We start from the raw sequence: 24,882 nt of genomic DNA on the forward strand, positions 1-24,882 counted from the left end.
TCAACTCCCGCATTTCCGCGCTATATCTTCGGGCGTGACAATCCAGTAGTTATCGTGGCCCCCGGTATCAACCTCGATCACCAGACCAGTTGAATGATCAACACTGCTGAGGGGGATATGCGCCATGCCATCACTGTCAACCGAAAGGGTTTGCAGCAAAGCATTCTGCCCATTCAGTACGCGCACCTCACCTTTTTGGGCGGGTTTGCCGTTCGAAAACTTCGCTTCAACCGTCACCATTTTGCAATCGACCGAGGCGAAAACGACAAGTTTGTGCGCAGCCGCAGCCAAGGGGGCAGCGGCGCATAGGGCGGCTAAACCAAGTGTTCGGATCACTGACCTGTCCATTCCTCAAAATGCACCCACAGAACTGCGCCCAGTTCGACAGCCTTGTCTTCACCGTCCTGAGGCAAGGTATAGTCCGCCGTATTGAGCGCAGCAAAACCCCACCAACCATCGGATGGCGCCGCATAGGTAAAGACACCATCTGCGTCTGCCTTGACTGTCTGCGTGATCATCAACTCATCCGGCGCGGTTGCACCGGCGCCATTGTTGAAGAATTCTACCTCAACTTCGGCATAAGGTACGGGCGTCCCATCCATCTTGACGATACCCTGAAAGACATTGTGCTCCCACAGACCAAACGGTTTAGACAGGGGCACAATCTCGGTCTTGAGACCAAGCTCGGCATCCCAACCCTCATCATCTCCGTAAGCCGTTACATAGGTTTTCGTGTAGTGAATGATGAAAGCATCTTCAGCGGGTTCCCAGTAAGGTTTGGGTTCCATCGCAAAGATGTAGGTGCCCGGACGTTCAAGCGGAAAATCGAGCGTATACCCTCGTTCATCCATAACAGTGGCACCCTCAAGGCTGCTCAGGATGTCTGTTGTTTGCCCTTCATGTGTTACGGTAAAGGCTGCAGGTTGTTCCAGTGTCATCCCGTCCAGTTCAAACGGATGTGAGAAAGACATGGTCAAGGATAAGCTGCGGCCATCTTCCTGACTGATCATCGGATCATTCGGGATGATCATTCCGTAATGGGCAAGCGCAGGCGTGACGGCAACGCTGCCTGCCAATGCCGCCAGAAGAATGTTCTGTTTCATAGCCTTTCCTTTCTAATCATGTGCCGAGCGAGAGCAGCCAACCCACCCAGGTCTCAGCATGTCGTGACACCAACGCAACACCAAAGGCTGCGATACACCCTGAAATGAACAGCAGAGTGACTGTTTCGGCTGCCAGCAGACGCAAAACCATGCCCTGCCTAGCCCCCAACTTGACGGCTGTCGCAATCTCTTTTGCGCGCAGCCGATAGCTAAGGAAAACGGCCAGCCCAACGGCGGCAACCGCCGCCACAGCGATGATCGCCGTCACCACGTCCAATAGTGATTTGATCCGAAATATCCGATCGACCAGCCCTTGTATGACTTGCGACGGTTCAAACAATTGGCTGGGATTTTCGCTGTCCAGATACCGCCCTTTCAGGATCGTGGCCGATCGCCGGTCATTCGGGACCAAGATCACAGCAGTGGCCGGAAACTCAGCCTGTGCCCCATGAAAATGAAAGCTATCGATATTGTCCGGCGTGATACGCTGGTATTGCACCACAGCTGCATTCGCCAGCGCATCAGTCCCAGCTGCAATATCTGCGGCGGTCACCACATCCTCGTGGCCATGCCCAATCCCCTGAATCACCCAAGCCGTTTTGATATCAACAAAAATCGCTTGATCGTCTGGCGTGTTGGTCGGAGCCAACACCCCGACAATTGGCATCTCCAGAGGGTAAACGCCATCGAGGTCGAACAGATTCTCGGGCGCGGAGACTAACACATCGCCCACCCCCTTCCCCAAGTCTTGGGCCACTTGCGCCCCGATCACCGCTTCCCCCAGAAAGGACAGCCCCCTCCCATCTGCAAGTGCCAGACCCCTGAACTCAAAATAATCGAGTGTCGTACCTACGATCCGGTACCCGCCAGACGAAAACGCGGTATGGACTGGGATGGGAAGAGCCAAATTGCTGTCCCAGATCACATCCACCTCGCGCATTGCGATGGGATCAGGGCGTTCATCTGAGAAATAGAGGGCAGCCATTGTCAGATCCAACCGCGATCCACGATTGCCCAACAGCAGTGGCGTCGCCTCACCCCGCGCAACCAAGGCGGTCTGGCTTGTGGACAGTAAGATCTGCGTGGCTGCCGGCACAAACAGGATCAACGCCGTCGCAATCACTAGCACAAGACTGCGTGCCCAATGATAACGCAGATAGGAAAAGGCGAGGTAGAGCGCATTCATATCTCGGCCACCTCGCGATATTGCGCAAAGTCGATAACACGTTCAAAACGCGGTAAAAGCTCGTGATCATGGGTCACGGCCAGAACCGTTGTCCCTGCACTGGCGGCTTGCTCGAACAGCAAATCCAGGATGCGTCCTTTGCTTTCAGGATCCAGATTGCCGGTCGCCTCGTCAGACAGGATAAGCTTGGGCTGGGTCACCAAAGCACGGCAGATGGCGACGCGTTGCTGTTCCCCCTGGCTAAGGGCTTCGGGATGCCTGTCCAGCTTATCACCAATACCACTGGCCTCCGCCAAAGCCTCTGCCCGACCCCGCGCCGCGGAATCCAGTTTGAGCGCGGGTGTAATGCGATAGGGATATAGGATGTTTTGCCGTGCAGTCAGATAATCCAGCAAAGCAAAATCCTGAAAAACGAAACCGATATGACTGGCGCGAAACCGACGACGCGCCGCATTTGGCAACCCCGAGACATTTGTTCCGGCCACCTCGATACACCCTGTTTCAGGTGTCAGAATACCCGCGATCAGGTTCAGCAGGGTTGTCTTTCCACTGCCGCTTGGCCCAACGATGGCCAAACGTTCGCCCTCGGTCAGGGATAGCTGCGACACCCGCAGGCGAAACGCGCCGGAACTGTAACTAAAGCTAAGGTCTTCGACGCGGATCATTGATTTTCTTCCGAAACCTGAAAAACCTCACCTGCGCTGTCCCGGCTGACCTCAAGCAAGTCGAAATCTGTAATCCGCCATGCACCCTCAATCGGAGAGATCGACAAGGCGGCAAAATAGGTATTGCCGCGTACATGAAGGTGTTCAGCGTGACCGACTGTTCCTATAACCTGCCATGTTGCATCGACCTCAAGCGTCTCATCGCTTTGCGTCACGAGGCTGTCTAACAGGCTGATTTCGTGGATGGTCTGATCCGCTTGATCCAGCCCATTCCCTTCCATTGCACCAACCCGTTCGAGGTAAAGATACTCCAACGCGTCGCCATGCGTGACCTTTGCCAATTGGTCATAAATGGTGTCTTCTTGGGTCTGCGCGAAGGCCTCGTAGATCACGATCAACAACGCTGGTATCAACTCATCTGATAGCTCGTAGGCAACCGGAACCGTCATTCCGGGCATGTTTGGTACCGAATAAGCCCCGGGTGGCAATGCATCTGCCGATCTTTCGGACGATAGAAAAACAAATCCAGCAATTCCGCCAACGCCCAAGGCAAAAAATATGGCTAACAGAACGTTCTGACCCATGTATCCAAATCCCAGCTTAATCCAATTACGTTCCAGAACGTCGATTGGATCGATAATAAAAGCTCTGACCCGTATCGGGTATTGCACTGCTTGGCTTTCTTATCCACCGCCCTGCCCAGCGACCATCGAAGCGGCGCGCATCTAAGGCTGAGACCAGTCATTTGCAAAGCTGTGGCTGGGTCAAGTGGTTCTGATCAGCGACCTTCACCGCTGATCGAAGATTCCGTGACTCGTTAGACTGCGATCCTTAGCGCCAGCGTGTACCCTGTCTCAAAGACCGATTGTCTTGACGCGGTCGCGCAGTTGGAATTTCTGGATTTTGCCGGTTGAGGTCTTGGGAAGTGTTTCGAATACAACCGCTTTTGGCGCCTTGAACCCGGCCAGATGATCGCGACAGAAGGCGATGATGTCCTCGGTGGTTGCCTCGGCCCCGTCGCGCAATTCGACAAAGGCGCAGGGGACTTCGCCCCATTTGTCATGCGGCATTGCGACTACGGCGGCGGCCTGAACCGCGTCATGGCGATACAGCACCGCTTCGACCTCGACGGATGAGATGTTTTCACCGCCCGAGATGATCACGTCCTTCAGCCGGTCGCGGATCTGGATGTAGCCGTTTTCATGCATGACTGCACCGTCACCGGACCAGAACCAGCCGTCCTCGAAGGCGTTCGAGCTCGCCTCGGGGTCTTTGTAGTAACCGGCCATGACCGTGTTGCCCCGAATGGCAATCTCACCTTGTGTGGCACCATCGCGCGGTACCGGCGCGCCGCTGTCGCGGTCGATCACCGTGACCTCTTCGACCATCGGGAAGGCGATGCCTTGCTGCGCCTGCAACTCAGCCTGTTCCGCTGGGCTGAGGTCGTTCCACTCCTCCTGCCAGAGGCATTGCGAGATGTGGCCGTAAGTCTCGGTCAGGCCATAGACCTGCATGACGTCAAACCCCATCGCGCGAGTCTTTTCCAAGACCGAAGGGGGAGGAGGTGCGCCGGCGGTCAGCACCCGGATTGCGGGATCAAAGGCGGTAGCGTCGCTTTCGGCTTCGGCCAGCATTTGCAGAACGATAGGGGCGGCACCGAAATGGGTCACCCCATGGGTGTGGATAGCCTCCAGAATACGGTCCGCGGCGGGGACGCGTGTGAAGACAACCGTCCCTCCAAGCATCGCCATCAGCCAGGGATGACCCCAGCCATTGCAGTGGAACATCGGCACGACGGACAGATAGACCGGATAGGGCGGCATCTGCCACGCGGTGCCCGTACCTAACGCCATCAGGTAGGCCCCACGATGGTGATAGACGACGCCTTTGGGTCGACCAGATGTGCCGGAGGTGTAGTTCAACGCAATTGCATCCCACTCATCTTCGGGCAACTCGATGGGCAAAGGGGTGGCTGTGGTCAGTGCCTCATAGGTCTGGCCTCCGAGGCTTTGACCAGCGGCCGCAGGATCGGCGATTTCGACCACCGGTATCGTGCGGCCCAGCAGATCAAACGCTTTGGACAGAAGCGGGACAAGTTCCCGATCCACAATCACCAGCTTGGTGTCCGCATGATCCAGAATATAGGCGATGGTTTCGGGCTCGAGCCGGGTGTTGAGCGTGTTCAGCACCCCTCCGGTCAGGGGCAGGGCAAAATGCAGCTCAAACAGTTCCGGGATGTTCGGGCTGAGGACCGAGACCGTATCGCCCTTCTGCACCCCAAGCGCGGCCAACCCACTGGCCACCGCGCGAATGCGGGCGGCGGTTTCTGACCAGCTTCGTCGGATGTCACCATAGATAACGGCCGTGCGTGCGCCGTGCAGGGATTCGGCGCGGCGCAGGAAGGACAAAGGTGACAAAGGCACATGATTGGCCCCTGTCTTCTGAAGAGCTTCGAAATGGTGACGCATCCGGGTCCCGCCTGTCTTAGCTGTTGGGCCGCACGCGGGCGGCGGTCTTGTTGGCAAAGGCTTCCAACCGTTCGCGGGCGGCGGGCTGGGTGTTGACGACACCGCCGACTACGGCTTCGGCATAAGCTGCATCCATTCCGGACATGTTGTTCAAATGGCTGATCGCCGAGCAGATCGCAAAATTGGTCAAAGGCAGGTTCTGCGCGATTTGTTCCGCCAGTTCCATTGCCTTGGCCATGCTGCCGCCGTCCTCGGTGATGTACTGCGCCAGCCCCAGATCGACGGCCTCTTGCCCCTGATAGACGCGGCCGGTCAGGATCATATCGATCATGCGGTATTTGCCGATCATATCCGAAACGCGGATGGTTGCGCCCCCGCCCGTGAAAATCCCGCGCTGTCCCTCGGGCAACGCGAAATAGGTGCCGGGATCAATGACGCGGATATGGGCTGCGCTGGCAAGCTCTAGCCCGCCGCCCACCACCGCGCCTTTCAGGGCGGCGATGATCGGCACGCCGCCATATTCCATCTTGTTGAACGCCTCGTGCCAGCGCAGGCAGACATGCATGAAATCATCGGGGCTGCGGTCGGCCTTCCAGTGTTCAACCAGATCCAGGCCTGCGCAGAAGTGATCGCCCTCACCGGTCAGCACCACAGCCCGCACGCCAGCTATACGCGCGCCGCTAAAAAAGCGGATCAGTTCTTCGATCGTGGCCACGTCCAGTGCATTGCGCTTGGTCGGGCGGTTCAGGGTCACGACGAAGAGGCCGTTATCACGCTCGGAAATCGCGAGGTTCTCATAGCTGGCGGGGTTCACGACATCATTCATGTTGCGGATCCTTTTGGAAGCTTTATTCAGGGAAGGCCGCGTCAAGCAGGCTGCGCGCGCCGTGCAGGATACGGGTGTGTTCGGAACTGCAATCCGGCAGGATGTGCTGCGCAAAGAACAGCGCGGTGGCGATCTTCTGGGTCATGAACTGCGTGTTCTGCCCATCGTTCAACGCTGCCTGCGCGGGGATGACACCCTTTGCCAGTTTCCAACCTGCGGCAAGCGTACCTGCCAGCATCAGGAACGGGACCGAGCCCGCAAAAGCGGCGTCGATATCTTTGCGACTGTGTTCCAATAGCCATTCCAAGGCGGCTTCAAACGTGCCGCGTGCCTGCGCAAGGCTTGCGCCTATGGCTTGCGCGGTAGCATCGCCTTCTGCCAGCTCGGCCTCGGTCGCTGCGATGCGGGCGGCGAACCGGCGGGCGGTCTCGCCTCCGTCGCGCATGACCTTGCGACCCAGAAGGTCGTTGGCCTGAATGGCGGTGGTGCCCTCGTAGATCGGCAGAATACGAGCGTCGCGATAGTGCTGAGCGGCGCCGGTTTCTTCGATGAAGCCCATGCCGCCGTGGATTTGAACGCCCAGTGAGGCGACCTCGACCGCGCGTTCCGAGCAGAAGCCCTTGACCAGCGGAACCATGAACTCGGCAAGAGCGGCCATGTCCGGGTCATTCTGATGATGTGCGATATCCAGCAGCCCGGCTGTGGCTGCCGCCATTGCGCGCCCGCCTTCGGTGAGGCTGCGCATCCGCATCAACATGCGGCGCACGTCGGGGTGTTCGATGATCGCCACGGCATCTTTGACCTGACCATTTACGGGGCGGCTTTGGACCCGGTCCCGCGCATAAGCCAAGGCGCGCTGATAGGCCCGTTCTGAGGTCGCGATGCCCTGAACACCGACAGAAAAGCGCGCGGCGTTCATCATGATGAACATATATTCAAGCCCGCGGTTTTCCTCACCGATCAGGAAGCCCGTGGCGTCCTTGTATTCCAGAACCGCCGTCGGGCTGGCGCGCACCCCCAGCTTGTGTTCGATGCTGACACAGTTGACCGAATTCTCAGCCCCAACCGAGCCATCCTCTGCCACCATCTTCTGCGGGACGATGAACAGGCTCAGCCCCTTCGGTCCCGCAGGCGCGTCAGGGGTGCGCGCCAGAACCAGATGGACGATGTTTTCGGTCAGGTCATGCGCGCCATATGTGATGAAGATCTTGGTGCCGGACACGCCATAACTGCCATCCTCGTGCCGCACCGCCTTGGTCGCGACGCGACCCAGATCGCTGCCCGCCTGCGGTTCGGTCAGGTTCATCGTGCCCGACCAGCGTCCGGCAATCAGCGGCTCTAAGTAAGTGGCTTTCTGCGCGTCCGAACCTGTCAGCAACAACGCCTCAATCGCACCGTCGGTCAGTAGGGGACACAGGCCAAAGCTCATGTCGGCAGCGTTCAACATCTCGACCGCCGCCGCGCCGACTGTTCGCGGAAGCCCCATGCCGCCGTATTCCACAGGATGGGTCAGCGCCTGCCATCCCATTTCGACGAATTGTGCATAAGCTTGCGCATCCCCTTCAGGCATCGTTACCCGCCCGTTGTCGAACCGGGCACCCAATGTATCTCCGATATGAGATAACGGCGCGATTTGTTCACTGCAGAACCGGGCGTAACCATCCAAAGCAGCCCCAATGTCCGCCAGATCATAGTCCGAATACACCGCCAAGGAGGATACCTGATCCCAATGCGAGAGGTGTTCAATACAAAACATCAAGTCCTGCACGGGCGGTTGATAGGACATGACTGCCTCCTCCTCTCGGCAACTATGGTTTCACGTCATATATCTGTGCCAAGACTTGCAGATAAGCTCATATCTTGACAAGCTTGTATCCGATTGCGCCAAACTATAGTTGCTATGACTCGTCCCGACCCCATCTCTCTGACCACCGTATCGGCGGGTTTTATCCAAGATTGGCTAGACGCCCTGACATCGTGTTGCACCCCGCCGGAGATGTCCTCTCTGCTACGGCGCTCGGGCCTGCAACCCGGCCCGATGGCATCGACCCAGCGCGTTACGCTCTACGAGATCGCACAGCTCTATCAGTTAGCCGCGCCCGAGACCGGCGACGAGATGATGGGATTGTGGAGCCGCCCAATCCGCCCCCGCGCGTTGCAACATCTCGTGACCGTACAGCGTGAGGCGGGCAGTCTAACTTCGGCCCTGTATCGGTTTACGACATTCTGGAACCTGTTGCTTGATGATTTCCGGTTGGTCCTGGATACCGCACCCGATCAGGTGGAGCTGAAGCTGATCCCCTATCTGGATCACACCCGACCGCAGCGCTTTGGTCATATGCTGTTACTGAAACTGGCGCATGGACTTTTATCTTGGCTCAGCGGGGCAGAGACACCGGTCAAAGCTGTGCACTTTGCCTTTCCCCGGCCCGATTTTGCAGCCGACTATGCCGTGGTCTTCCCCTGCCCCGTCGAATTTGACGCGCCGTATACAAGCATTTTGTTTGACCCCTGTAAATTCAGCCGCCCGATTGCACGCAGTTCTGCCGAAGCTTCGGTTTTTCTTAAACGCGCGCCGCTTGATTGGATTTTCACCGGTTCGCGCGCGCATACCAACAGCCTGCGGGTCCGCGCCTTTCTATACAGCGCATCCTGGCAAACCTGTCAGCTACCGGATGCTGCCCTTGCCCTGCAAATGACACCCCGCACACTGAACCGGCGGTTGAGCGAGGAAGGCACATCTTTTCAGGATATCAAAGACGCTTTGCGCCGCGACATCGCCATACGTGCCTTGCAACAGGGACAGGATAGCATCGAGCAGATCGCCTATGAGACCGGCTTTTCTGCGCCAGCGAATTTTCACCGGGCTTTTCGGAAATGGACAAACCGGACCCCTGGGTCTTACAAGAAGCACACTCCTTAAAAGCACCAACCTTCAAGACCATCTGCCCCGAACCGAAGGCTTTGCAACACACGTCCTGATCACAGCGACACGGACGCGACGCTAAGTGCGTGACGCCTCGAACGCGGCCCATGCCGCTTCAAAGGCTTCAAAATCAAATCCTGCTGCGCGTGCAGGGGCAAGGATCAGTTTTTCGGTTTCAAGCAATTTGAGGATTGCCTGTTCGAGCTGGTCCACAACCTCGGGCGGGATCACCAACGCGCCGTGGCGGTCGGCGTGAACAAGATCTCCGTTCTGAATCTCCAGGCCGAATATCGACACCGGAGTACCGATCTCGCGCACATGCACGAACCCATGGCTGGGCCCGATTGACCCGGCAACAACCGGGAAATCATCGGGCAGATCACCAAGATCACGCATCACGCCATTGGTCAGCGCGCCGCTGATGCCGAACCCCTTATGGACGGTGGTATTTATCTCGCCCCAATAGGCGCCGATACAGTCGGGATAATCCAAGTCTTCAACCACCGTAACAGCCGGGCCGGTTCCGGTAGCCATATGCCGATAGTAATCCATCCGGCGTTTTCGGATCACCTCGGGCGATTCCGTAGGCGGGTTCACGGCGGCAATCTTTGCTGTTCGAGCGTACCCGACCATGGGTTTTGCATCAGGGTCCGAACACAGCATGGTTCCATGGGTAAATGCGTTGAACCCACGCTTGCCCTGCGCCACTTCGATTGCGTTGCAGACTGTCGGGGTATCGACCGATCTGAGCAGGTCCAAAAGGGTTTGTTTCATATCGCCTCCAACCAGCGGGTCAACGCCGCTGTTGTTCTCTCGGGTTGTTCCAGTGTGGGCAGGTGGCCCGCATCTTCGATGATCTCAAACCGGCTTTGGTGCATCAGACTATGCATCAGCTCGTGGCGTGATACTGGGCACAGAGTGTCCTCTCGCCCGCATAGCACCAGCGCCGCACCATCATAGGCCCGCAATGTCGCGCTTTGATCCGGGCGATCTCGGAGTGCATTGGACTGATTGACAAAAACCTCAGGGCCAAGATCGGTTGCCATCTCCATACACAGGTCCAGAATAGCCGCGCGATTTGGGCCATCGGTCAAATAGTTGGGTTTCATCTCCTCGGCCATAACGGCGCGCAACCGGCCACCCATGGCTGCGTCGATCTGAGGTTGGCGTCTGGCTTTGACCTCGTCTTTTTCTGCCAAAGGGTTGGTGTCCAATAGGGCCAGCCCACAAATGCGGTCGGGGGCCTGACGCAGAACCTCCATCGCAACGATCCCGCCCATGGACAGCCCCGCAATGGCAAAGCGCGGCGGGGCGTAGGATAGTACTTCGGCAGCCAGCGCCTCCACCGTGTCGCACGCGCCAATCGGGGCAGACAAGATAGGCCACTGCCCTGACAACGCCGCGATCTGTGGCGCAAACAAGCGCGCGTCGCACATCATGCCCGGCAATAGAACAAGCGGGGTCATTTGAGCAGGGATACCCCTTCGGACAGCGCCCCCAGCTTGGCATATGCGATGTCGGGATCAACCGCGCCGAACCCAGCGAAGGTGCCAAAGCCGCAATCCGACCCAGCAACCACACGATCAGCGCCAACGATATCAACAAAGCGTTGGGTACGTTGGGCGACCACTTCGGGGTGTTCCACGAAATTGGTCGTGGTATCGACCACGCCGGGCACCAGCACCTTGTCATCCGGTATTTCACCCTTGCGGTCGCGAAACACCGCCCATTCATGCGCGTGGCGCGGGTTCGAGGTTTCAAACAATACATAGCGCGATTTGGTGTTCATCAGCGTTGCGAAAACCTTGTCCATGCCGATATCGCAGCAATGCGGCCCTTCGTAGTTTCCCCAGCAAATATGCACGCGCACTTTGTCGGCGGGCACGTTTTGCAGCGCATGATTCAGGGCTTCGACATGCATATCGGCAACCTTGACGAACTCTTCGTCAGAAAGCTCGGTGAACAGCATATGGCGAGACAAGGCCAGATCGGGGCAGTCCAGCTGCAGGTCCAAACCGGCTGCGACAATGGTCTCGTACTCGTCCTTCATCGCATCGGCGAGCGCGGACAGATACGCCTCACGCGTGGGGTAGAAATCATTTTGCAGGAATAGCGAGATCACGCCGGGGCTTGCCGCATTCATGAACCCGCGATCAACCCCATGCTGCGCCATTGCCGCCTTAAGGTTGGCTATATCTTTCTGCAACTCTCCCTGCCCTTTCGAGCGCACCTCGCCCACACACATAGGGCGCGCATACTGCGGGGTGCCGCCATCAGCGGCCAGGCGTTTCAGAAAGCCGGGAAACATCTTCAGATCCGCTGGTGCGTTGCGAGGGCTATCCCCCGCAAATCCGGTGTAGCGGTCTTTGACATAGGTCGCGTATGAAATCTTCGAGGTTTCGCCATCCGACACGATGTCGACCCCGGCTTCGACCTGTTTGCGGACGGTTTCAGCCACCGCTGACGTCATGCACGCATCAAATGCGGCTTGGTCAAACTCTTTTTCATTCTCTCGGGCGAAGATGAAATCCACAACCTCCTGAGATCGTGGTAACGACCCAACATGTGTTGTTTTGACGGTCATGAAACCTCCTTAAATCTTGTGTGCCATCAGCACGGTATGGCTTTGGGTTTCCGGGTCTTTGGCCAGAAACCCGCTTAAGATCATCCCGTTATCTTCGAGACAGGCCGCATAACCAGCCGGAGAAAGCGAGGCGTGGTAAACCAGTTCACCACCAACGGTCCCTTGCGCCTCACCCGCGCTGTGCCCCACGGTCAGCATCAGCATACCGCCGCTGCGCAGATGGCGCGCCATTCGCACAATGCAGGCTTTTTGTTCGTCTGCGGTTAGGTGAAAAAAGCTGTTCCAGGCGATAATCCCGTCGAACCTTTGGCTCAGCTCAAAATCCCGCATGTCGGCCTGTCGCCAATCGCCTTCGGGCCAACGGCTGCGGGCTATGTCCAGCATGGCCTCAGAAAAATCAACACCCGTGACGTTAAACCCTTCGGCCATGAACCAACGCGCGATTGGCTCGCCCGCACCGCAGCCCAGGTCCAGCACATGACCACCGGGTTTCAGGTTGGCGGTGAAGCGCGCCAGCCAGCGCGCTTCGAACAGGGCCCGCGAGCGTTGCTCGTCATAGGCCCTGGCCTGCCGTTCATAGACGGCATGGGTATCGTCGGGGTTTACGGTCATCCGACCCAGGTTGCCCCAGCCGGATCGTCGGTGGCTGTGATCCGGTACAGGCCCGCCTGCCCGGTCATGGACGGTGCGACGCTGTAAGTTTCGCCGGGTAAGACCAGCGCGGTATCACCGTTGGACAATGTGGTCTCAACATCGTTGATCGCAATCCGCCAATGACCACTTGCGGGCATCAGAACCACCGGTTTTTTCGCATTCAACGGGTCGTTCACTGCCGATCCACGGGTCAGGAAATCGACCTCAAATCCCGGCCTATCTTTGATCAGGCCGTTTTCGCCAATCACCACCGCAGGATCGTTGGCCGCCAAAGCCATCAAGTCCCAATAGCGGGCGACGTATTTGCCGATCACATCCTCAACCGGAACCTCCGGGTAAGCCTTCAGTTCCTCTTCGGTCAGCAACAGCATGGGCTGCACGTTATGAGGAAGCTCCTCGCCTTTCTTGCTGTCATACAGAACGCCGTTGTTACCCAGCATCAAACCATGGGCTTGCGCATCCTCAATAACCTGCGGAGCCCAAGTGACACCGCCGCCCGCATCGTCGCCGCCAAGGATCGACATGATCATTCCGTAGTCCTGACCCACATTTTCAAACCCGCGGAAAATGCCGGTTGGAATGTTGAAGATATCGCCTTCCTCGGCGATGAACTCACCCGCCGTGCCATAACGGCCCCAGAAAAACCGCCAGCGGCCTTTGGCGACAAAGAACACCTCGGCCGTGGTGTGGCTGTGCAGCGAGTTGCGGCATTTCGGCGGTTGCCCTGCCGCGCCGATATTGAACCCGATCTTGTCGGTGATATGGACGTGCTGGTCCAGGCTTTCCGAGACACCACCGCCAACGATGGTAAAGTTCTCTTTCTGGTCCGAGCCCGGCGTGTGGGCGTCAATGAACGCGGTTTTACAGGGTTGCAACTCGCCATAGCGGACGATGCGGCTTTGAATTGTACTCATCTCTGTTTTCCTTGTGTTTGGGGTTTCTGGTTCAGAACCCCAAATCCGGGCGGGCGGTTGTTCAACCGCCGCGCACGCAGGCTGGCCCGATGGGCATGGTAGCGCCGCATCGACTGCCTGGAGTCCAGATTTGACATAAGATGTGGCATGTTACAGATCGCCGGTTTTCAGCAGGATTTGCTTCCAGACAGATGTTTCGTCGAACAGGGTGTATTCGCGGCGCAGACCCCAAGGGCCGAACTCTGCATGGCTGATGCCAAGGATAAAGACCTCGGCTCCGGTTGGTTTGCCGAACACACCCCAGCCGTCATGGGCGCCATGCAAGGTCCACCGGATCGCCGCACGCGGTGGCATCATGGGGTCCTCTCGACCAATCTGATGCTGAATGGCGAATTCGGCATTTGGGAACGAGGCGCGCAGCCCCATCCAGAACCGATCAACCGGGCCCCAGCTGTGTCCAGTTACACCACCGGGATATTCCGACTGCGCGGCCCGGTCATATTCGGCCTCAACTGCAGCCATGTCTGCGTTCATGATCCGGTTCAGGATATCGGCGTATTTCTCACCCCACTCGTTGTTATTGCCGGTACCCTTGTACGGTCCCGGCTGTTCATTTGACGGGGTATAGGGCTGCACACAGGCCTCGGGGCCGCCCTCACGCATGATCAAGTCGCGCGCATAGTCCTTGGGGTCCCAACCCATTTGCTGCACGATGGCGCTCTGATCCCGGATCAGCCATTCATCGTCGATCTTGTTGTTGATCGCGTGACAGTCGGCCAGGATACGATAGACCAGTTTCTTGCCCGTCGCGTTGCCGTAGACACCATTGCCCAAATGGGTCGCGGTCGAAATGATGCGGTGTGACGACAGCATCCCCTGTTCCGGGGTGCCCGACCAGATGACATCTTCGCCCAGAAGCGTGCGATCGGGAAACTCAGCCAAAGTTGCCATCGTGGCTGCAATCACGCCCTGATTGCCGACGACCACAGAACCGGGGGTGCGCACAACGATATCCGCACCATAATAGTCATGCAGCGTGGCAATGCCGCGATCTTCCCAGATCTCTTTGGTGATCCCGATAATATAGTCGGGAAAGTCTTTGAATTTGGGGTCAAATCCCTTCATGTCTTCCATCCTTCAGGTATGCGGGCAGACCCGCGAATGATAAGCGGTCCGTCAATCTCAAGCTGCCTGGGTTCTATCTGCGGATCGTCGATTTTGCTGAGCAATATGTCCACGGTTTCAGCCACCATGCGGTTGGCGGGCTGCCGGACAGTTGTCAGGTCATAGCTGGGCCAGGCGGCAACGGCGACATCGTCATACCCCACTACGGAAACGTCTTCAGGGATCTTCAAACCCAACTCGAACCTCAGCGTGTCCATCACGGCAATCGCCATATGGTCATTGGCGACAAAGACAGCATCGGGCGGGTCCGTGGCAAACATTCTACGGGCGGCTTCTTTGGATTCTTCAGTGCCAAAATTGCCGATCTCACGGCTGTGAAGTGTCACGCGTGCCTCGTTCAGAGCCGCGACAAACCCCGTCTCACGATCTCGCTGGGTCGAAGCCCCCTCCCACCCCGCGATGTAGCCGATTTTCTTGTGGCCAGCAGCCAACAGGAATTCGGCCACTTTCCGGCCCCCGGCCAGATTGTCCGATGTCACTGATGACATGGACGGATCGTCCTGCCCCCGGTTGAACAGAACCATGGGCACCCCGGCTGACTGGCAACGCGCAGACAGATCAGAGGAGAGAGCAACCGAGGCCGCGATGATCCCATCCACCTGAAAATCCAGAATTTCCCCAACAACCTTGTCTATGTTTTGGGCCGAGTTGGATGCCATGAACACCAACGCATGATAGCCGCGTTCCTGCAATGTGTTGGTCAGTTTTTCCAGCGCTTCCGGGTAGAACTGGTTGTTCAGATACGCGACCACAAGCCCGATAATCCGGCTTTTGCCTGACACCACTGCGCGGGCCAGAACATTGGGCCGGTACCCCAATTGGTCAGCCGCTTTGCGGACTTTCGCGATGGTTTTTGCGGAGGCAGATGCCCCAGGCGTGAACACGCGGCTGACGGCGGATTGGCTTACTCCGGCCAGTCGTGCAACATCCATCGAAGTGACTTTTTGCACTGCCATCAATCCGCTGTCCAACCTCCATCCACCATCATAGATGTTCCGGTCACCAGCCCCGATGCATCCGAGGCCAGATAGACAACCGCGCCCATGATGTCTTCGATTTCGCCCGGACGGCCCAGTTTAATCTTGTCGAGGATCCAGGCGCGCTTGTCCGGGTCATCGAAAGTCGGGCGCGTCAGATCGGTCAGAATGAAGGTCGGGCAGATTGTGTTGACGCGTATCTTTGCAGGTGCGAATTCCAACGCCATGGCTTTGCTGAATCCCTCGACCGCGAATTTCGATGCGCAATAGACCGCACGCTCGCGCCCGCCGACATGACCCATCTGGCTGGATATGTTGATCAGGGAACCAGGACGCCCTGCGGCCAACAGCCCTTTGGCCACAGCCTGCGTCAGAAAGTACGCGCCTTTGAGATTGATGTTCATCACCGCGTCGAAATCTTCGACATGTGTGTCGACCGCCTTGCTGTGACGCGCCGATCCGGCAGAGTTCAGAAGAATATCAAACGGGCCATGTTCAGCCACCGCAGACGCGGTCGCTTCGATATTGGTAACGTCCAGTTCGAGCACATTGGCAGACCAACCGCGAGAGGTCATATCTGCGGCGATCTCATTCAGGGCATCTGTGCGCCGCGCGGCAAGGGTGACCTCGGCCCCGTGCTCAGCCAAGGCCACGGCGCAGGCCATGCCGATGCCCGAGGACGCCCCGGCGACCAGCGCGTGTTTGCCGTCCAATTTGAAACTGGGTGTCGTGAGGAATTGCGCCATTTTAGATCTCGCCTACCGGGAATGGAATTTCACCCGGAACGCGGGCCTTGTTGAATTCGCGCAGACGCGCAAAGACGTCAACACCCAGCTGCCGATAGGCATCCAGCAGGTCGACCAGAACCCAGTTTTCGCGGATCAAGCCATTCTCAAGTCGCCAAAAGTCAAGCGAACGCAGGCTGATCCGCTTATCCGACGGCGCGATGCCCATCCATCCGTCATGGGTGACGGTCTGGATCATATTAGGCCAACCTGTCACGGCGGCGTAATCCGCGTCGCCGAAGAAATGATAGGTAATCTCACCGGCATGTTTTCCGCGGTCCGGCATTCCGTTGAGAAACGGTATCTGATGCCAATTGCGGAACCCGGCGATCCCGCGCCCCGTGCCGATTCCAGCGGGGCCGTACCAGTTCATACGTGGATGCCAGAACCGCTGCATCTCCATCACCCCTGGCCCGCCTTGGCTTGGGTGCTTGGTGAGGTATGCCAACATCTCCAGGACATGATCACACGAGACCTTTGACCGCGCCTCATCCCACGGGCCGGGTACCAACCCATCCTGCGTCGCCGGACCCGGCACGCAGAATTCCAACCCCAAGGACGGGGCCATCGGCCAGGCCTTGGCCTGCCTCATGACCTCAGGAATGTCCCAGAGCACCTGAACTTCGACCACCAGGCCATCTATGATCCGGTAGAATTCGTGGAACCGCATATGAGTCAGATGACCGGTCGGAGGGATGTCCAACCAGGGTGCAACAAGCGTGCCGTAGTAGTGGCCCGCGCACCCGATCCAATCGTCCCCGTGCTCGGTTCGTCCACCAACAACGATCCAATCCCGCCGTTCCAGATCGGGCATCGCCTTCAGCAACGGTGCATAGCAGGTCTGATACAGCTCTTGCGGGCCGCTCAGATCCCCAAACGGATGGGGCATATGAATGGTGGCGTCCGAGGCAAGCGCGCCATTCAACGCTGCCTGCACCCGAACATCGTCAAAATCGTGCATCGCCGCACGAAGCGGCGCAATCAGCGCTTTGTTCGCTGAATGCACATCACTCATTCTGCAGCCTCTCGATAGGGTGCGCCTTCGCCATAGGGCACATTGATCCCGCCATAGCGGCGTACCCGGATGTTGCATTGCTCGGCATGGCCCACAAAGCCTTCGAGCATACACAGGCGCGAGCCGAATTCGCCGATCATGGTCGCGGCCTCATCGGTAGTGACTTTCTGATAGCTGTGGGTTTTCATGAACTTGCCAACCCAGAGACCACCAGTATACCGCCCGGCTTTCTTGGTTGGCAGGGTATGGTTGGTGCCGATCACCTTATCGCCATTTGCCACATTGGTACGCGCGCCAAGAAACAGCGCACCATAGCAGGTCATGTTCTCAAGGAACCAGTCGTCTCGGTCGGTCATCACCTGAACATGCTCAGACGCGATGTCATCTGCCACTTGCAGTATCTCGTCATACGTGTCGCAGACGATCACCTCGCCATACTCATCCCAGCTGACCTGCGCAGTGCCAGAAGTTGGCAGGATACCCAGAATACGCTCAACCTCGGCCAACGTATCTTCGGCCAGTTTGCGCGAATTGGTGAGCAAGACGCAGGGGCTATTGTACCCGTGTTCGGCCTGCCCCAGCAGATCGGTCGCGCATAGTTCCGCATCAGCGGCGGTTTCATCGGCGATGACCATAGTCTCGGTCGGACCTGCGAACAGGTCGATGCCCACACGGCCAAAGAGCTGACGTTTGGCTTCGGCGACAAAGGCGTTGCCGGGGCCGACCAGCATATGCACGGGCTCGATCGTCTCAGTCCCGATGGCCATCGCGCCCACGGCCTGAATACCGCCCATGACATAGATCTCATGCGCCCCACCCAGATGCATCGCCGCGATCACGGCTGCATTTGGCTTGCCATTGAACGGCGGGGTGCAGGCGATAATCCGCGGCACACCTGCCACCTTGGCTGTGGCCACCGACATATGCGCCGAGGCGACCATGGGGAATTTACCGCCAGGCACATAGCAACCGACGGATTGAACGGGGATATTCTTATGGCCCAGAATCACGCCCGGTAGCGTTTCAACCTCGATATCCAGCATCGAATCCCGCTGCGCTTGCGCAAAGTTCGTCACCTGCTCTTGCGCGAACTTGATATCCGCCAGCTCGCGATCAGAGAGCGAGGCGATCAGGTCATCGATCTGCTGCTGGCTCAGGCGATAACTTTCGGGCGAGTAGTTGTCGAACTTCTCGGACAGCTCGCGCACGGCTGCATCGCCGCGCGTTTCGATATCCTTCAGCGTTGCCTCGACGACTGCGCGTGTTTTGGCGTCATCCTCTGCTCTGTCCGCCTCGGGTTTGCCGCGTTTGAGATATTCGATAGCCATTGTCCTGATCCTCAATTGTCGGGCCGGGGCGGAGTTCTCTCTCCCCGGTCGAATGTTTCCCAGCCCTGCCCGTTGAACAAATCAACGCCAAGCTGAGCAGCAACATGGGCGAAATCGACATTCACCCAATTGTCGACGATCTTGCCGTCGACGACTTTCCAGAAATCCATGTAGCGGATTTCAACCCTCTTCCCGGTTGGGGCTATCCCCAGAAACTCACCGGAATGGGTGGCTTCCTGACGGCCAAAAGCGGCAGCCCATTCGCCCATGTAAAGACGCGCCTCATCGATGCAGGTCTTGTCCGAGAACGCGGCCTGGAATGGGCGCTGCCAATTCTCCTGAAACTCCTGCAGGCCGGTCTTGGTGCCGCAGCCCTGATTGCCCATCCAGCGGAAGCCTTGGGCGAAGAATTCACCAATGTCGTCGATGCGATGGTCATTCAACCCGTCAACCATGCCTTCGATGACGGCGCGGGTTTCTTCAGTTTTGCTCAAATCCGTGTCTTTGGTCAGCACGGCCTGTTCGGGGCGGGAACCCTTCATGTTTCTATTCCTTGTTTGGTTGCCTGGGGGTTTTCTGCGTCGACTGGGAGGGTCAGCCGGCTGTCAGAAAATCCCTTGGCATCCGGTTGAGCGCCGGATGGCGCGCAACGGCGTTATGTCTGGCAGACCAGCTCATTGGGTCTGCTCAGAAATTTCGGCAAAAAGGTCGTAACCCAGTTGCAACAGCAGATGTGGAATATCGAGCATGCACCAGTTTTCGATGATCTTGCCGTCTGCGCAGCGCCACCAATCACAGTCACGCATGAAGACGCGCTTTCCCGTGGGCTCAAGGCCCAGGAACGGTTTGACGTGGACGCCGGTGATCTGCCGCCAGCCGCACAGGAATGCATAGTCGCCGTCGCCGGCCTTGCAGTTCGAACCGACGCCGGTGATGCCTGCATCCTGACCGTCGCCCCAGCCTTCGAACGTGTTTTCGAACGGGGACTGGAAACCGGCGAACGCGTCCACTGTCGCATAAGAGCCTAGCCCGCCGGGACCGTACCAGACCATTCGGTCATCCCAATAAGGTCGCCAGCTTTGGTCCTCGGTGGTCAGCTGAATTAGCATGCTCTCGACCAGATCTGCTGTGACGCGTGAATGCGCTGGATCTGATGGCCCAATGACGATACCGTCATGCGTTGCCGGACCCGGAACGACACCTTCATAGCCCTGCAGGTTCAACGGCCAGAGGCCGAGTGCGATGATCAGTTCTGCAAAACCGAGGAAGACATAGGATTCGACGATCTTGCCATCTTCCATTCGGTGGAACTCACCAAACCGCAGAAATGCCAGTTTGCCACTGGGTGGAATACCGCAAAGCGGTCGCGTGAAATGACCGTAGAAATACCCGGTCGAGGTGACCCACTCGCTTCCCAGGTATTCGCCACCCGTAACCACATAGTTCTGACGGGTGAGCCCTTCGAACGCCTCTGATATCGGCAAGATGACAGAGTTGACGTAGCCGTTGCCATCGGGGGCTGAATTGATCGGATGGCTTGTGTCGGTCGTGGCCGTAGCGGCGAAAATCTCGCTGGCGGTCGTCTCGATGGTCTCGACAGAGCCCTTATCGAAGCTTTCGAGAAACTGGCGATAGAGCCGTTTGTTTTCAAACGTTGTTTCGGTGGCAATGCCCATCGCTGGGCGATTTGCGCGCGTGTTCATGGCGCTTTCCTTTTTAGAACGTGTTCCTATTCGCTTTGACCATGTGCAGGCACGAGGGCCTGCGCGCATCAAAGCAAAAAGAATTCGTCCCGGTCGCCTGGCTCGGCGCGCAGCCAAGTTCAGGCTGGCTGCGCGTCCATGGGCAAAGATAGGCTGAGGATGCGTGCGTCCCATCGGTGTCAGCCTTTCACCGCCCCGGCGGTCAGACCGCCGACAATCTGGCGCTGGAAGAACATGACCAGGATGAATAGCGGCACGGTGGCCGAAACCACGGCAGCGACCGCAAACATCACATTGCCTTCGGTTTGCGTGGTCCCGAGGAACGCCGCGATGGCGGGCACCATGGTGCGATTGCTTTCAGACAGCAGCATCGCGCCGACAGCAAAGTCGTTATAGGCCAGCAGGAAGGAAAACAGCCCCGTGGTAATCACACCCGGCCACATAACCGGAATGATCACGCGGCGGAACGCCTGGAATTGGTTGCAACCATCAACCTTGGCACTTTCGTCCAACTCGCTTGGGATGTTCTTGAAGAAAGAATGCAGCATCCAGAGTGTGAACGGTTGGTTGATCGCCACAAGCACGATGATCGTGGTCGGTAGAATACCCCAGATGTTCCACTCAAAGAACGGCAACAGATACCCTGAAACCAGCGTGATCGGCGGCATAGCACGGAAGATCAAAGCGGTGATCAGCAGCCAGAACGTGTAGTTATAGGTCGACCGCGATAGGGCATAGCCCCCCAGCGTGCCGATGGTCAGCGAGATGGTGACCACAAAGAAACACACAATCCCGGTGTTCAGAACATTGCGCCAGAACTCCTCCTGGATCCATGCACCCTCGTACCCGGTGGTGGTGAAGGGCGAGCCATAGACGGCCTCGGTTCGGGCACCGGTCAGGGCATTGGTCCAGTCGGCGATCGAGAAGAAATCAAGCTCGACTTTGAACGAGCCCCAAACCGTCCAGAGGAACGGAAAGGCGGCCAGGACAAACCAAAGGAGCACGAACAGGGACGAGGCGACCCGAAGGCTGGTTGGCATTCTTTGTGCGCGGCTGGCCATGTTAGCGTGCTCCTTTAAAGTCGCGCCAGGTGCGGACAAGCACGGGCGACAGAAGAATGGCGACTCCGATGATTGTCATCACAGAGGTTGCGGCGGCGGATGACAGTTGGCGGGTCTCACCGCCAAGGTCGTCGAATATGAAGGTGCTGAGAGATTGCGCATGCGCCTGAGCGCTGAAGCCGATAATCGGTTCAAACACTTTGAAATTGTCCATCAGCTGGATCAGCGCAACAAATGTCACCAGAGGCATCAGGTGCGGGACGACCACAAACTTAACCTGTTGCCAGCGGGTTGCGCCGTCAATCTGCGCGGCTTCGATCTGGTCTTGTGGCAGTGTTTGCAGTCCTGCATAGAACACGACGAAGGCAAATGGGGCCGAGCTCCAAACGCCGTAGACCATCAGGGCCACCCACATCAGCCCGGTCGAAGCCTTGAGGCTGAAATTCGGATCTCCTGCCATGTACACAAGGGCGTTTCCGATGACACCACGACTGTCGATCATCCAGAACAGGATGAGCGAGCCGATCAGCGGCGTGACGATCATGGGCAGAAGCGAGAAGAAGATCATCAGACCTTTGAGGTGCCGATGCAGCGAATTCACGGCCAGAGCAATCACCAGACCCAGAAGGATCGTCAGCGGTGTCACAATGAAGGTGAACGTCAGCGTAAACGCCATCGCGCGATAGAATGGCAGGTTGCTCAGGTCCGAGAAAAAGCCACTCCAGCTTTCGTTGGCCGCCCACATCTGGTTGATTTCCTGTATCGCCAGATGGCCGCGGTCAAAATAGATGCCTAGTCCGACAAACCGACCCAAGGGCTGTGCCTCACGCAGGGCGGCGGTGGCCTGCTGGTCGATGGTTGTCTCGGTTGTGCAGCCGATCAGGGGTGTGCAGTTTTCTACTTCCAGCAGAACGGCGGGATGCGGTGCGAAGATCGATTGGATCACGACCGAGACGATGGGCATGGCGATGAACAGCAACATCGCAAGCCCTGTGGGCAGGAAGAACCAAAGAAAAGTCTTATGGCGCATGTCGCGATCCTTGCATCGGTGTGTTTGTGCGGGCGGCTACCAGCGGCGCCCGCACAAGGGGCGTCTTACTGCAGGTAGCCTTGCTCGATGGCGGCAGCGCGGTAGGCGGCCTCGACATCGGCAAGGGCCTGTTCGGCGCTTTCCTTGCCCTGCATGAAGTCGGCTAGTTCATTGCCAAGCGCACTGTGCATCAGGCCCATGTACGGCAGCATCGGATAGGCGGGTGTGCCCATTTTGGCGGCTGCAAATACACCTTCTGCATCAGCAGCGGGCTCGTAGCCTTCGATCAGCCAAACCGCCAGTGGTGTGGTCTCATCGTTCAGCATGTCCGGGCGGATACCGTGTTTCATGGCGATGAACGTGGCTTCGGCCTCTTCATCCGAGATGTTTTTGCCAACAGTCCAGCCATCCCACCACAGGGTCGATGCAGGAATTTCGCCGCCGCCAACGGTCAGCGGGGCGCCAATTGCGTGGCCATCGATCACCTCTTGCAGCACACCTTCGGTGGTCGTTTGCTGAGATGCGCGCGACCCCCACATGTTCATGATCGCGACGTTGCCCGCACGGTATTCGGCGTTGGTGGCGTTCGAGTCATGGGTCAGGAAGTCGGGGTTCATGTATTCCGACAGGGCCCTCATCATGTTCAGCGCGTTGACACCAGCCTCGGAATTCACGCTGGGCTCAGCCGTGCCGGGTTTAAAGTGCTGGCCGCCGTAACCCAGGAACATATTGTTGAATTCCTGCGCCAGGTTCCAACCCGATGCATAGGCGCCGCCAACCGGGTTTTGCATGATGCCCTGCTCACGAATGGCCTCGGCCACTTCAAGCAGTTCCTCATAGGTCGTCGGCACTTCAACACCGGCCTGCTCCAGCACGTCCTTGCGGTACATCAAGTGCTGCGCATTCGCCATAAAGGCGACGGCCATGATGTCATCACCGATCTTGATCAGCTGTCCCGGCTGCAGGTCCTGGCCATGCTGTTCCACCAAATCATTCAAGGGGCGAATGACGTCTTCGTTCATCAACGCCACAATCGAGCTGTTGGCAATGATGGCACTCGTGTATTCCGACGGGTTGCCGGACAAACCAGCCACGTTGATCGTCTGGTGCTCGGATGTCAGGTTGGATTCAACTGACGCCCCGGTACATTCTTTGGCACCGGCCGCAACCGCCTGAATGGCCGCGAATTCGTTGCCAACAATATTGACCCGCCCGCCGATTTCGCAGGCATATCCTGCGCTTGCAGCAAAGGCGGCGACTGAGCCAGCCAACGCAATTCTCTTTAGAAACATAGTACTTCTCCCTAGATGGAATGGGTGCATCTTCGAAGTCTGCACCCGGGTTTGACCCGTCGTTGCGGGCTTGGTTTCACCGTTTAACCGGTCAGACGCGCACCTGTTTGCGCATCGAACAGGTGGCAATGATCAGTGTGGATATGAATCGAAACTTGATCGTCGATTTCAGCCCGATAGGTCTTGTCGGCCTTGACCGAGACCAGCGCACCACCGATCCGAACCGAGACCATGGTGCTGTCGCCCAACAATTCTTGCGTGTAGATTGGCGCGTTGATCTCACCACCGCTTTCCACGACATTTGCATCCTCGGCGCGAAAGCCCAGCGTGATGGGGCCATCAGGCGCGTTCAGCCCGTGCACCTCGGTGCTTTGCGCGCGAAACACGCCGCCCTGAACCTCACCATCGACAAGGTTCATCGCCGGGTTGCCAATAAAGCTGGCCACAAATGTGTTGGCCGGTTCATCGTAGATATCGGTGGGTGAGCCAACCTGCTGAACCACTCCTTGTTTCATGATCACCACGCGATCCGCCAGCGTCATCGCCTCAATCTGGTCGTGGGTCACATAGATGGTGGTGACCGCAAGCTCATGGCTCAGATTTTTGATCTGAGCGCGCGTTGAAACGCGCAGCTTGGCGTCAAGGTTCGACAGCGGCTCGTCCATCAGGAACACGTTCGGTTCGCGCACAATGGCGCGCGCCAGGGCAACACGCTGACGCTGACCACCGGACAGTTCTGCCGGTTTGCGGTGCAGGAAATCGTCCAACTCAACCATCGCTGAGGCGCGACGCACCTTTTCATCATGGGTGGCCGGGTCAATGCCGCGCACTTTCAGCGGAAAGCGAATATTCTCATAGACATTCATGTTCGGATAGAGCGCATAGGACTGGAACACCATGGCGACATCACGGTCTTTGGGCTCCATGTCATTGACGCGAGCACCATCAATCAGGATGTCACCTTCGCTGGCATCTTCAAGCCCTGCAATCATGCGCATGGTCGTGGTCTTGCCACATCCTGAAGGACCAAGAAGAACCAGAAACTCCTTGTCGGCAATTGTCAGATCAAAATTGTCCACACCGACAAATGATCCCCAACGTTTACCGACATTGCGAAGTTGAATTTCGGCCATTCTGTCCTCCCTTGCGCATTCGTTATGCATACGCTTGCAGAAGCATA

25 protein-coding genes are annotated in these 24,882 nt (G+C 57.7%); 1 reads left to right on the forward strand and 24 read right to left on the reverse strand.

The features are described 5' to 3' along the window. The 8 genes from ACR0EL_RS07585 to ACR0EL_RS07620 form a co-directional block, all read right to left on the reverse strand. Positions 1-336 carry a hypothetical protein gene (locus ACR0EL_RS07585; protein WP_480499176.1) on the reverse strand — a complete coding sequence of 112 codons (336 nt, stop codon included), beginning with the start codon at positions 334-336 and terminating at the stop codon, positions 1-3. Further along, complete coding sequence (locus ACR0EL_RS07590) at positions 333-1,103, reverse strand: DUF4198 domain-containing protein (protein WP_480499178.1); 771 nt, start codon at positions 1,101-1,103, stop codon at positions 333-335. The genes ACR0EL_RS07585 and ACR0EL_RS07590 overlap by 4 nt, the downstream gene beginning before the upstream one ends. 16 nt (positions 1,104-1,119) lie before the next feature. Further along, positions 1,120-2,289: an ABC transporter permease gene (locus tag ACR0EL_RS07595; protein ID WP_480499180.1), complete on the reverse strand. Its 1,170-nt coding sequence runs from the start codon at positions 2,287-2,289 to the stop codon at positions 1,120-1,122. Then, complete coding sequence (locus ACR0EL_RS07600; protein WP_480499182.1) at positions 2,286-2,954, reverse strand: ABC transporter ATP-binding protein; 669 nt, start codon at positions 2,952-2,954, stop codon at positions 2,286-2,288. The genes ACR0EL_RS07595 and ACR0EL_RS07600 overlap by 4 nt, the downstream gene beginning before the upstream one ends. Further along, positions 2,951-3,625: a hypothetical protein gene (locus ACR0EL_RS07605; protein ID WP_480499184.1), complete on the reverse strand. Its 675-nt coding sequence runs from the start codon at positions 3,623-3,625 to the stop codon at positions 2,951-2,953. Before ACR0EL_RS07605 ends, ACR0EL_RS07600 begins: the two co-directional genes overlap by 4 nt. A 183-nt stretch (positions 3,626-3,808) precedes the next feature. Then, complete coding sequence (locus ACR0EL_RS07610; RefSeq protein ID WP_480499186.1) at positions 3,809-5,422, reverse strand: AMP-binding protein; 1,614 nt, start codon at positions 5,420-5,422, stop codon at positions 3,809-3,811. A gap of 16 nt (positions 5,423-5,438) precedes the next feature. Beyond that, a complete protein-coding gene (gene dmdD, locus ACR0EL_RS07615; RefSeq protein ID WP_480499188.1) occupies positions 5,439-6,248 on the reverse strand; it encodes a methylthioacryloyl-CoA hydratase in 810 nt (269 codons plus the stop codon). 22 nt (positions 6,249-6,270) lie between these two features. After that, entirely contained in the window at positions 6,271-8,034 is a 1,764-nt protein-coding gene (locus ACR0EL_RS07620; RefSeq protein WP_480499189.1) for an acyl-CoA dehydrogenase family protein, read from the reverse strand. 210 nt (positions 8,035-8,244) lie between these two features. Here ACR0EL_RS07620 and ACR0EL_RS07625 point away from each other — a divergent pair, with 210 nt between their 5' ends. Further along, complete coding sequence (locus ACR0EL_RS07625) at positions 8,245-9,171, forward strand: AraC family transcriptional regulator (protein WP_480499190.1); 927 nt, start codon at positions 8,245-8,247, stop codon at positions 9,169-9,171. An 81-nt stretch (positions 9,172-9,252) separates the two neighbouring features. On the opposite strand, the gene ACR0EL_RS07630 is transcribed toward ACR0EL_RS07625, so the two are convergent. The 16 genes from ACR0EL_RS07630 to ACR0EL_RS07705 form a co-directional block, all read right to left on the reverse strand. Further along, positions 9,253-9,948, reverse strand: a complete 696-nt coding sequence (locus ACR0EL_RS07630; protein WP_480499191.1) for an RraA family protein — start codon at positions 9,946-9,948, stop codon at positions 9,253-9,255. After that, positions 9,945-10,640 (reverse strand): alpha/beta fold hydrolase, encoded by a 696-nt coding sequence (locus tag ACR0EL_RS07635; RefSeq protein WP_480499192.1) that lies wholly within the window; start codon positions 10,638-10,640, stop codon positions 9,945-9,947. The genes ACR0EL_RS07630 and ACR0EL_RS07635 overlap by 4 nt, the downstream gene beginning before the upstream one ends. Further along, the gene (locus ACR0EL_RS07640) at positions 10,637-11,758 is read right to left on the reverse strand and encodes a cobalamin-independent methionine synthase II family protein (protein ID WP_480499193.1); all 1,122 of its coding nucleotides are present in this window, start codon (positions 11,756-11,758) and stop codon (positions 10,637-10,639) included. Before ACR0EL_RS07640 ends, ACR0EL_RS07635 begins: the two co-directional genes overlap by 4 nt. A gap of 9 nt (positions 11,759-11,767) precedes the next feature. Further along, positions 11,768-12,370 carry a class I SAM-dependent DNA methyltransferase gene (locus tag ACR0EL_RS07645; RefSeq protein ID WP_480499194.1) on the reverse strand — a complete coding sequence of 201 codons (603 nt, stop codon included), beginning with the start codon at positions 12,368-12,370 and terminating at the stop codon, positions 11,768-11,770. Continuing rightward, entirely contained in the window at positions 12,367-13,326 is a 960-nt protein-coding gene (locus ACR0EL_RS07650) for a cupin domain-containing protein (RefSeq protein ID WP_480499195.1), read from the reverse strand. Before ACR0EL_RS07650 ends, ACR0EL_RS07645 begins: the two co-directional genes overlap by 4 nt. 150 nt (positions 13,327-13,476) lie before the next feature. Beyond that, a complete protein-coding gene (locus ACR0EL_RS07655) occupies positions 13,477-14,451 on the reverse strand; it encodes a nuclear transport factor 2 family protein (RefSeq protein ID WP_480499196.1) in 975 nt (324 codons plus the stop codon). Continuing rightward, positions 14,448-15,467 (reverse strand): LacI family DNA-binding transcriptional regulator, encoded by a 1,020-nt coding sequence (locus tag ACR0EL_RS07660; protein WP_480499197.1) that lies wholly within the window; start codon positions 15,465-15,467, stop codon positions 14,448-14,450. The genes ACR0EL_RS07655 and ACR0EL_RS07660 overlap by 4 nt, the downstream gene beginning before the upstream one ends. After that, the gene (locus ACR0EL_RS07665; protein ID WP_353009831.1) at positions 15,467-16,234 is read right to left on the reverse strand and encodes an SDR family NAD(P)-dependent oxidoreductase; all 768 of its coding nucleotides are present in this window, start codon (positions 16,232-16,234) and stop codon (positions 15,467-15,469) included. Before ACR0EL_RS07665 ends, ACR0EL_RS07660 begins: the two co-directional genes overlap by 1 nt. Position 16,235: 1 nt before the next feature. After that, on the reverse strand, positions 16,236-17,288 hold the full coding sequence (locus ACR0EL_RS07670; RefSeq protein WP_480499198.1) for an ester cyclase: 1,053 nt from the start codon (positions 17,286-17,288) through the stop codon (positions 16,236-16,238). Continuing rightward, positions 17,285-18,616 carry a histidinol dehydrogenase gene (gene hisD / locus ACR0EL_RS07675; protein WP_480499200.1) on the reverse strand — a complete coding sequence of 444 codons (1,332 nt, stop codon included), beginning with the start codon at positions 18,614-18,616 and terminating at the stop codon, positions 17,285-17,287. The genes ACR0EL_RS07670 and hisD overlap by 4 nt, the downstream gene beginning before the upstream one ends. A gap of 11 nt (positions 18,617-18,627) precedes the next feature. Then, positions 18,628-19,158 carry an ester cyclase gene (locus ACR0EL_RS07680; protein WP_480499201.1) on the reverse strand — a complete coding sequence of 177 codons (531 nt, stop codon included), beginning with the start codon at positions 19,156-19,158 and terminating at the stop codon, positions 18,628-18,630. Positions 19,159-19,290: 132 nt separating this feature from the next. After that, positions 19,291-20,319, reverse strand: coding sequence for an ester cyclase (locus ACR0EL_RS07685; protein ID WP_480499203.1), 1,029 nt, complete (start codon positions 20,317-20,319; stop codon positions 19,291-19,293). 179 nt (positions 20,320-20,498) lie between these two features. Then, entirely contained in the window at positions 20,499-21,380 is an 882-nt protein-coding gene (locus ACR0EL_RS07690) for a carbohydrate ABC transporter permease (protein ID WP_170742330.1), read from the reverse strand. Position 21,381: 1 nt separating this feature from the next. Continuing rightward, positions 21,382-22,410: a carbohydrate ABC transporter permease gene (locus tag ACR0EL_RS07695; RefSeq protein ID WP_480499204.1), complete on the reverse strand. Its 1,029-nt coding sequence runs from the start codon at positions 22,408-22,410 to the stop codon at positions 21,382-21,384. Positions 22,411-22,475: 65 nt separating this feature from the next. Then, the gene (locus tag ACR0EL_RS07700; protein WP_480499205.1) at positions 22,476-23,702 is read right to left on the reverse strand and encodes an ABC transporter substrate-binding protein; all 1,227 of its coding nucleotides are present in this window, start codon (positions 23,700-23,702) and stop codon (positions 22,476-22,478) included. An 83-nt stretch (positions 23,703-23,785) separates the two neighbouring features. Continuing rightward, on the reverse strand, positions 23,786-24,835 hold the full coding sequence (locus tag ACR0EL_RS07705; protein ID WP_170535381.1) for an ABC transporter ATP-binding protein: 1,050 nt from the start codon (positions 24,833-24,835) through the stop codon (positions 23,786-23,788). Positions 24,836-24,882 lie beyond the last annotated feature (47 nt).

The sequence above is a fragment of the Ruegeria sp. AH12 genome (assembly GCF_056541465.1).

Coding starts and splice junctions, on each gene's coding strand:
- ACR0EL_RS07590 (WP_480499178.1), bottom strand. CDS start 1,103: ATGAAACAGAACATTCTTCTGGCGGCATTGGCAGGCAGCGTTGCCGTC.
- ACR0EL_RS07595 (WP_480499180.1), bottom strand. CDS start 2,289: ATGAATGCGCTCTACCTCGCCTTTTCCTATCTGCGTTATCATTGGGCA.
- ACR0EL_RS07600 (WP_480499182.1), bottom strand. CDS start 2,954: ATGATCCGCGTCGAAGACCTTAGCTTTAGTTACAGTTCCGGCGCGTTT.
- ACR0EL_RS07610 (WP_480499186.1), bottom strand. CDS start 5,422: ATGCGTCACCATTTCGAAGCTCTTCAGAAGACAGGGGCCAATCATGTG.
- dmdD (WP_480499188.1), bottom strand. CDS start 6,248: ATGAATGATGTCGTGAACCCCGCCAGCTATGAGAACCTCGCGATTTCC.
- ACR0EL_RS07620 (WP_480499189.1), bottom strand. CDS start 8,034: ATGTCCTATCAACCGCCCGTGCAGGACTTGATGTTTTGTATTGAACAC.
- ACR0EL_RS07625 (WP_480499190.1), top strand. CDS start 8,245: ATGTCCTCTCTGCTACGGCGCTCGGGCCTGCAACCCGGCCCGATGGCA.
- ACR0EL_RS07630 (WP_480499191.1), bottom strand. CDS start 9,948: ATGAAACAAACCCTTTTGGACCTGCTCAGATCGGTCGATACCCCGACA.
- ACR0EL_RS07635 (WP_480499192.1), bottom strand. CDS start 10,640: ATGACCCCGCTTGTTCTATTGCCGGGCATGATGTGCGACGCGCGCTTG.
- ACR0EL_RS07640 (WP_480499193.1), bottom strand. CDS start 11,758: ATGACCGTCAAAACAACACATGTTGGGTCGTTACCACGATCTCAGGAG.
- ACR0EL_RS07645 (WP_480499194.1), bottom strand. CDS start 12,370: ATGACCGTAAACCCCGACGATACCCATGCCGTCTATGAACGGCAGGCC.
- ACR0EL_RS07650 (WP_480499195.1), bottom strand. CDS start 13,326: ATGAGTACAATTCAAAGCCGCATCGTCCGCTATGGCGAGTTGCAACCC.
- ACR0EL_RS07655 (WP_480499196.1), bottom strand. CDS start 14,451: ATGAAGGGATTTGACCCCAAATTCAAAGACTTTCCCGACTATATTATC.
- ACR0EL_RS07660 (WP_480499197.1), bottom strand. CDS start 15,467: ATGGCAGTGCAAAAAGTCACTTCGATGGATGTTGCACGACTGGCCGGA.
- ACR0EL_RS07665 (WP_353009831.1), bottom strand. CDS start 16,234: ATGGCGCAATTCCTCACGACACCCAGTTTCAAATTGGACGGCAAACAC.
- ACR0EL_RS07670 (WP_480499198.1), bottom strand. CDS start 17,288: ATGAGTGATGTGCATTCAGCGAACAAAGCGCTGATTGCGCCGCTTCGT.
- hisD (WP_480499200.1), bottom strand. CDS start 18,616: ATGGCTATCGAATATCTCAAACGCGGCAAACCCGAGGCGGACAGAGCA.
- ACR0EL_RS07680 (WP_480499201.1), bottom strand. CDS start 19,158: ATGAAGGGTTCCCGCCCCGAACAGGCCGTGCTGACCAAAGACACGGAT.
- ACR0EL_RS07685 (WP_480499203.1), bottom strand. CDS start 20,319: ATGAACACGCGCGCAAATCGCCCAGCGATGGGCATTGCCACCGAAACA.
- ACR0EL_RS07690 (WP_170742330.1), bottom strand. CDS start 21,380: ATGGCCAGCCGCGCACAAAGAATGCCAACCAGCCTTCGGGTCGCCTCG.
- ACR0EL_RS07695 (WP_480499204.1), bottom strand. CDS start 22,410: ATGCGCCATAAGACTTTTCTTTGGTTCTTCCTGCCCACAGGGCTTGCG.
- ACR0EL_RS07700 (WP_480499205.1), bottom strand. CDS start 23,702: ATGTTTCTAAAGAGAATTGCGTTGGCTGGCTCAGTCGCCGCCTTTGCT.
- ACR0EL_RS07705 (WP_170535381.1), bottom strand. CDS start 24,835: ATGGCCGAAATTCAACTTCGCAATGTCGGTAAACGTTGGGGATCATTT.